This window comes from Achromobacter sp. LC458 (genome assembly GCF_001005835.2).
In the GTDB taxonomy this organism is placed as follows: Bacteria; Pseudomonadota; Gammaproteobacteria; order Burkholderiales; family Burkholderiaceae_B; genus Achromobacter; species Achromobacter spanius_B.
Window position 1 is genome coordinate 143,300 of record NZ_LBHW02000014.1, and the last position, 7,237, is coordinate 150,536.

The 7,237-nt window shown below is 64.6% G+C and carries 5 protein-coding genes; 4 read left to right on the plus strand and 1 reads right to left on the minus strand.

Going from position 1 to position 7,237, the window contains the following annotated elements; translation table 11 throughout:
- Positions 1-384 precede the first annotated feature (384 nt).
- Positions 385-1,725 (plus strand): amidohydrolase family protein, encoded by a 1,341-nt coding sequence (locus YH64_RS14325; protein WP_255444450.1) that lies wholly within the window; start codon positions 385-387, stop codon positions 1,723-1,725.
- Positions 1,726-2,141: 416 nt separating this feature from the next.
- Here YH64_RS14325 and YH64_RS14330 read toward each other — a convergent pair whose 3' ends face one another.
- Positions 2,142-2,948, minus strand: a complete 807-nt coding sequence (locus YH64_RS14330) for an IclR family transcriptional regulator (RefSeq protein ID WP_255444451.1) — start codon at positions 2,946-2,948, stop codon at positions 2,142-2,144.
- A 167-nt stretch (positions 2,949-3,115) separates the two neighbouring features.
- Between YH64_RS14330 and YH64_RS14335 the strand changes: the two genes are divergently transcribed.
- From YH64_RS14335 to YH64_RS14345, 3 genes are all read left to right on the plus strand, one after another.
- Complete coding sequence (locus YH64_RS14335; RefSeq protein WP_046804891.1) at positions 3,116-3,958, plus strand: enoyl-CoA hydratase/isomerase family protein; 843 nt, start codon at positions 3,116-3,118, stop codon at positions 3,956-3,958.
- Entirely contained in the window at positions 3,955-6,093 is a 2,139-nt protein-coding gene (locus tag YH64_RS14340) for an acetate--CoA ligase family protein (protein ID WP_046804892.1), read from the plus strand. The genes YH64_RS14335 and YH64_RS14340 overlap by 4 nt, the downstream gene beginning before the upstream one ends.
- Before the next feature lie 98 nt (positions 6,094-6,191).
- Positions 6,192-7,184 (plus strand): tripartite tricarboxylate transporter substrate binding protein, encoded by a 993-nt coding sequence (locus tag YH64_RS14345; RefSeq protein ID WP_046804893.1) that lies wholly within the window; start codon positions 6,192-6,194, stop codon positions 7,182-7,184.
- The last annotated feature ends 53 nt before the right edge of the window (positions 7,185-7,237 follow it).

The following is a 7,237-nucleotide window of genomic DNA, read 5'->3' on the forward strand; positions in this document are numbered from 1 at the left end:
TTCTCGACGCCCGCAAGGAATCGCGCGCGCGGCACGCAATTCCCGTTATTAATCGGCCTGGTTACAGACCGGCAATCAGGCCGGCAATTATTTGCGCTGGCATCCTGTTTATTGAGTAGCATCGGCACATCGCATTGCCGTGTATTCAACATCAGGAGAAGTTCGATGGCCCGCGCTACCGCTCATGCAGTCGATTCTCCGCAGCGTTATTTATTCAGTGGCGGAGCCAGCCGCGCGCCGAACGGTGCCAATGGCGCCAACGGCGGCAGCGGCGTATTGAGCCTCAAGCGGCCCTGCCAATGTGGCAGCGTGGCCTGTGGCTTGATTTACCAGCGGGTGATGGCGGATATGTCGCGTCGCAAGTTCCTCGGCGGCGCGGCGGCCATGATGCTTCCCTTTACGGGCGCGCGCGCGGCCAGCAACTGGCTGCGTCACCCCACGCCTTCCGATCGTCCCTTGCTGCTGACCAACCTGCGTTTGTTCGATGGCTCGGGCAAATCGGTACAAAACGGCGTGCAGGTATTGATTCAAGGCAACGTAATTGCCGCCTTGCCCGGCGCCGGGCAATCGGTTGATGGCGCACAGGTGATTGATTGCCAGGGCAAGCTCGTCATGCCGGGCTTGATCGACGTGCACTGGCATTCCATGTTGGCGGCGGTGGGCCAAACCGTCGCCATGACGGCCGACCTGGGGTATCTGTATATCGCGGCTGCCGAGGAGGCCGAGCGCACGTTGATGCGTGGGTTTACCTCGATTCGTGACGCGGGCGGGCCGGCGTTTGCATTAAAGCGCGCCATCGATGAAGGCATGGTGCCCGGTCCCCGCATTTATCCCAGCGGCGCCATGATTTCACAAACCTCGGGTCATGGGGATTTTCGCTTGCGCAGCGACTTGCCGCGCGCGGCCAATACCCCGTTGAGCTTTGTGGAAAGCGCCGGCGTGGCGATGATTGCCGACGGCACCGCCGAAGTATTGCGGCGTGTGCGAGAGCAGCTGATGTTGGGCGCGTCGCAAATCAAAGTCATGGCGGGCGGCGGCGTGTCGTCGCTTTACGATCCCTTGGACAGCACGCAGTTTTCTGAAGTGGAATTGCAGGCCGCCGTTGACGCGGCGGCCGACTGGAATACCTATGTGATGGCCCACGTCTACACGCCCAAGGGTATCCAGCGCACGATCAAGGCCGGCGTCAAATGCATCGAACACGGGCAATTGGCGGACGAGGAAAGCGTGCGCATGATGCGTGAAGAGGGCGTCTGGTGGAGTCTGCAACCGTTCTTGATGGACGAGGACGCCAACACGTATCCCGATGCCGCGCGTCAGGAATCACAGCGGCGCGTGTCGGAAGGCACGGTGCGCGCCTATGAACTGGCGCAAAAATACGGCATCAAGACGGGCTGGGGCACCGACATTCTGTTCAATGCCAAGAACACGCCCAGCCAAGGACGCCAGTTGGCCAAGCTGGTGCGGTTCTATGACCCCCTGACCTTGCTGGCGCAGGCAACCGGGGTCAACGGCGATTTGTTGGCCTTGTCGGGCGAACGCAACCCGTACCCCAAGCCGCTGGGCCGTATCGCGCCGGGCGCCCTGGCCGACATTCTGGTTGCCGACGGCGACCCGTCTCGCAATCTGGATTTTCTGAGTGATCCCGAGACCCATCTGCGCCTCATCATGAAAGACGGCAAGGTTTACAAAAATACCTTGAGCGCGGCCCCGGCCGGTCAATAGTCTTATTAATGCGCATTATCTGGCCGGATTATCTCGCTGGCGGATTATTACAGAATAATCCGCAATAAAGTTAACGCGTTAGATACTTTCTGTCTGGTTTGATTGCCTTTCCTAAACATCGGGGACGCATCCCTCACTACACTTCGCGGTCCGTGTAGAAATGCGAATCCGGGATGTTCAATAGGGCGGTGATAGTGCATGTGGCTGTGTTACTTGTGCTCTGGCCATCACAAAAAATAAGGCAGGAGATAATCTGTGCGCAACACCCCCTTGGTACCCGAATAATCGTATTGATCCAAAAAGATATTTATATGAAGTGGAACGCGCCGGTGCCGGGTAGCTGTACATCGGACTCCGATCACAGCGCTGTGCGGATCAAGGCGGTGACCGGCGTCCGTGGCTGAAAAAGTCGCCGTCTACGGCGGCGGCGCGCGGCGATCAAGCTCGTGAACGATTCGCTCTTTCAATGCCAGCAAGTCCGCCGCGTGCAACCTTTCCACGGACGCGGCCGTGTCGTCCGTCATCAAGCTCAGGTTCAACGCCAGCGTCTGGCCACCGGGCACACGTAGCGGGGTAGACATCGCAACAACGCCGGGCTGCCATGACGCCACGCAATAATCCGCAGCCACCACTTTTGCGATGGCTCGATCAATTTCCGCGCCGATCGGTTTCCACGACGCGCTGCGATACCCCGCCATTATTTTCTTGAGCAGCGCCTGGCGCGCCGCCGTCGGCCGCGTGGCCAGATACGCGCGACCTAAAGACGTGAGTTCGATCGGTACCCGTTGGCCCGCCACGATAGTGCGAAGCGAGGCCCGGCGGTTATAGCGGATGGATTCCAGATAAACCATTTCAGTGCGGTCCGCACTAGCAAGGCCGATATTGACGTGCAGTTTGTTGGATACGTCGCGCATGAACGGCGTGGCGGCGTTCAATACCGGCGACGCAGCGCGCATGGCGTGGCCCAGGCTTAACACCGGCGCGGCCAGCCGGTAGGCACGCGCGCCGCGCTCGTATTCCAGAAAGCCGCTGGTCACCAGCGTCTGAGTCAGCCGACTGACCGTGGCGGCGGAAAGGCCGGTGCGCTCGGCAAGCTCGCCATTGCCAAGCAGGTCGGTGCCGGGCTTGAACGCGCGCAGGATTTCCAGGCCACGGGCCAGCGACCGGTTCTGGCTGACGCCATCGAAACGTTGCTGCGCGGGGGGCGCATCATCGGGTGTCACAGTCGCCATCATCCTTGAAGCCATCCTCGTTGAAGCCCACCGGCCCAATTCCACCAGATGGAATTGGGCCGGTGTTTTTGCCCACTGTAACGCCTACCGTGTCGATATCGCCAGCGAAAAAAAAGCATCGGATCGCGCTGGCCTATCGACCAAGACGGAGCAACAAGATGGCGGACTACGAATTCATCAAACTGCACGCGGACGGCGGCGTGGCGACGCTAACGCTGAACCGGCCCGAGAAGCGCAACGCCATCAGCGACGCCATGCGTGCCGAACTCATCCATGCGCTGGAGGCCGTGGCCGCTGACCGGGGCACCAAGGCGCTGGTGCTGACAGGGGAAGGCAAGGGCTTCTGCGCGGGCGGCGACATCTCTGGCATGCAGCGGCGCATGGACGCGCCCTCGGGCGAAGTCGCCTTCAACGGCTGGTCACGGCAGCAGCGTGTGCACCATGCGGTCAGCCTGCTGTTTCGCATGCCCAAGCCCACCATCGCCGCCGTTAACGGCGCGGCCGCCGGCCTGGGGGCGGACACGGCGCTTAGCTGCGATTTCATCGTGGCGTCGGACAGCGCGTCGTTCACCTGGAGCTACATCGCGCGGGGATTGATTCCGGATGGTGGCGGCATGTTTTTCCTGCCTCGTCGCGTGGGGCTGGCACGCGCCAAGGACCTGATCTATTCCGGCCGCAAGGTCTTGGCGGAAGAAGCCCTGGCCCTGGGCATCGCCGACCGGCTCGCCCCGGCTGGCGACGAAGTGCGCGCGGCGCAGGCCTGGGCCGCCGAACTGGCCAAGGGCTCGGCCACGGCCTTGGCGCTTAGCAAATCGATACTTGACCAGAGTTCCGAGCTGACCGCCGACCAGGTCTTCGCCATGGGCAGCCAGGCGCAGGGCATCTGCTACACCAGCAGCGAACACCGCGAATCCGTTGCGGCATTCCTCGCCAAGATGGCCCAGGCCAAGATGGCCCAGGCCAAGGCCGCTTCGGGCGGTCGCGACGGAGACGCGCAATGAGCGGCATACAGAAATTGCTGCGACCGCGCAGCGTTGCGGTCGTGGGGGCGTCGGCGGACCCGGCCAAGACGTCGGGCCGGCCGGTGGCCTATCTGCAAAAGCATGGCTTTGAAGGGCGCATTTATCCCGTCAATCCCAAAGCGTCCGAGATTGGCGGGCTGCGTTGCTACCCCGATATCCGCTCCTTGCCGGAAGCGCCGGACGTGGCCATCGTGTTGCTGAGCGCGCAGCGCACGCAGCAGGCGATTGCCGAACTGGCGGCCATGGGCACGGGCGCGGCCATCGTGCTGGCCAGCGGCTACTCGGAAACCGGGGACGTGGGCGCACGCCGTCAGCGCGAGCTGCGCGAGGCGGCGGGCAGCATGCGCATCCTGGGTCCAAACACCATCGGCCTGGTCAACCTGACCGACCGCATCACCCTATCCGCCAGCGGCGCGCTGGAACTCGATGAGCTGACCAGCGGCGCGATTGGGCTGGTGTCGCAAAGCGGCGGCATCCTGGGCGCGTTGCTGTCACGCGCGGCGGCGCGCGGCATCGGGTTTTCCAAGCTGATCTCCACCAGCAATGAGGTCGATCTGGACCTGGCGGATTTTGTGGATGCGTTGGTGGACGACCCGGCCACGCGCGTCATCGCCCTGTATGTGGAAAGCATCCGCAACCCCAGGACGTTCCGCGCGGCGGCGCGCAAGGCGGCGGCGGCCGGCAAGCCCATCGTGGCGTTCAAGGTCGGCCGTTCGGCATCCGGCGCGCAGGCAGCGGCCTCGCATACGGGCGCCTTGGCCGGCGCCGACGCCATGTACGACGCGCTGTTCGACGAGACGGGCATCATTCGCGCGCAAACGTTTGCCGACCTGCTGGATATACCCGCCGCGCTGGCCGGCGATCGCAAGCTGGGCGGCAATCGCGTGGCGGTGCTGACGTCAACCGGCGGGGCGGGCACGCTGGTGGCCGACAGTCTGGGCGTGGCAGGCTTTGAGCTGCCCGCACCCGATGCCGCCACGGGCGCCGCCTTGCGCGCGCTGCAAACCGGCGACCACGCCGCGCTGGATCGCAACCCGATCGACGTGACGCTGGCCGGCTTGCAGCCAGACCTGCTGCGCAACGCCATCCGCATCGTGCTGGAAAGCGATCAGTACGATGCGTTGGTCGTTATCGCGGGATCTTCCGCCGTGGCGCAGCCCGAGCTGATGGCCGGTGCGCTGCGCGATTCGCTGACGCCTGACGGCAAACCGGTACTGGCATATATCAGTCCGCACGCCCCGCGCGCCGCGGAAGTCCTGAGCCGCTACGGCGTGCCGGCCTTTGCCGCGCCCGAAAGCGTCGGCGCGGCGTTGTCCGCCATGCGGCGGGTGCAGGGTGGCAAGCTGAGCGGAGTGCGCGCGGTGCGCCCGGTGCGCGACGGCACGCCGGCGCACGCGGCTTCGCCCGCAACCGTCGAACCGCACAAGGCGCTGGACGAAGCACAGGCCAAGGCGCTGTTCGCGCAGTTCGGAATCCCGGGCGTGCGGGAAATCATCGTCAATGCCGACGCCGACGCCGACGCCGACGCCGAAGCCGAAGCCACCCGCGCCGCCCGCGCATTGGGCCCGCGCGTGGTGCTCAAGCTGCTGTCGCGCGACATCACCCACAAGAGCGACGTGGGCGGCGTGGCCGTCAATGTCGCGCCGGAAGACATCGCGCAGCGCCTGCGACAGATGCGCATCGACGTGCGCCAGCACACCGGCAAGCCGCCCCAGGCCTACCTGGTGCAAGAGATGGTCACCGGCGCGGCCGAGGTCATCGTCGGCCTGCATCACGACCCGCTGGGCACGGCGATATTGCTGGGCATGGGCGGCGTGGTGGCCGAGCTGGTGCGCGACACCACCTTGCTGCTATTGCCGGACGACGGCGCGGCCTTGACGGCGCAAGACGTCGAGGCGGCCCTGCGCCGCTTGAAAACATGGCCCCTGCTGGACGGCTATCGCGGCCGACCGACCTGCGACGTGCCCGCGCTGGTGCAGGCAGTGCTGGCGTTTGCGCGCATGGCAAGCACCTTGCAAGGCCAGTTGCTGGAAGCCGAGATCAACCCGCTGTTCGTCAAGCCGACAGGGCAGGGCGTCTGCGCGGCCGATGGCGTCGTGGTGATGAAGGACTAGGCGGGCAGCCCCGCCGTCCCTTCCCCCCACGCAACTTTTTTGCCGACGCGCCGCACAGGATCCGCACAAGACCGGCGCAAAAAAATCAGGAGACAACGATGAAGACCTACCCATTTGTGTTGCGGCCCATCAAGGCTATTGCCGCCGCGATGTTGACGATATGCGCCATGGCCGCGCCGCAAGCGCACGCCGCATTTCCCGACCGGCCGCTGCGTATCGTGGTGCCGTTCACGCCCGGCGGCGGCACGGATATCATTGCGCGCCAGCTGGCCAAGGGCCTGACCGACGAACTTGGCCAATCCGTCATCGTCGAGAACCGGCCGGGCGGCAGCACCATCATCGGCACCGAGAACGTGGCCAAGAGTCCTCCCGACGGCTACACGCTGCTGATGGCGACGTTCGCGCACGCGGTCAACCCGGCCATTCACAAGAAGCTGCCCTACGACACCGACAAGGCGTTTGCGCCCGTTGCGCTGATCGGCAAGTCGCCCAATGTGCTGGTGGTGTCACCCAAGTCCAAATTCAAGAGCGTGCCGGACATCCTGGCGTACGCGCGCGCCCATCCCGGCAAGCTGACGTTCGGTTCCTACGGCAATGGCACGTCGGCGCATCTGGCCGGCGAGCTCTTCAAAAGCCTGGGCAAGGTCGACGTCCTGCATGTGCCGTATAAGGGCGCGGGCCCCGGCATCAATGACTTGATGGGGGGGCAGATCGACATGATCTTCTCTACGTCGGCCAGCGTCAGCGGCCACGTCAAGACCGGGCAGTTGCGCGCGCTGGCCGTCACGACCCAAGACCGTTCACCGTCGTACCCCGGCGTGCCCGCCGTGGCCGAAGCAGGGGTGCCGGGCTACTACGTGGACAGCTGGTACGGCGTGTTCGTCCCGCAAGGCACGCCCGCCGCCGTCATTGACCGGCTGAACGCCGCCATCAAGAACGTGTCGGACAAGGCGGATTTTCAGGCGGCGCTGAAATTGGAGGGGTTGGTGGCCAACGTCGGCACGCCCGCCGCGCTGGGGGACTACGTGAAGCAGGAAGAGGCGCGCTGGAGCAAGATCGTTAGCGAGGCCGGCATTACCGACGCCCCTTGATCGGGTGGCGCGCCCGGGCGCGAGGTTCACACCGGCAGCGGTGCAAACGTGGG

What these genes read in the sequence shown, in the direction of transcription:
- YH64_RS14325 (WP_255444450.1), top strand. Translation starts at nt 385, where the DNA reads ATGATGCTTCCCTTTACGGGCGCGCGCGCGGCCAGCAACTGGCTGCGT.
- YH64_RS14335 (WP_046804891.1), top strand. Translation starts at nt 3,116, where the DNA reads ATGGCGGACTACGAATTCATCAAACTGCACGCGGACGGCGGCGTGGCG.
- YH64_RS14340 (WP_046804892.1), top strand. Translation starts at nt 3,955, where the DNA reads ATGAGCGGCATACAGAAATTGCTGCGACCGCGCAGCGTTGCGGTCGTG.
- YH64_RS14345 (WP_046804893.1), top strand. Translation starts at nt 6,192, where the DNA reads ATGAAGACCTACCCATTTGTGTTGCGGCCCATCAAGGCTATTGCCGCC.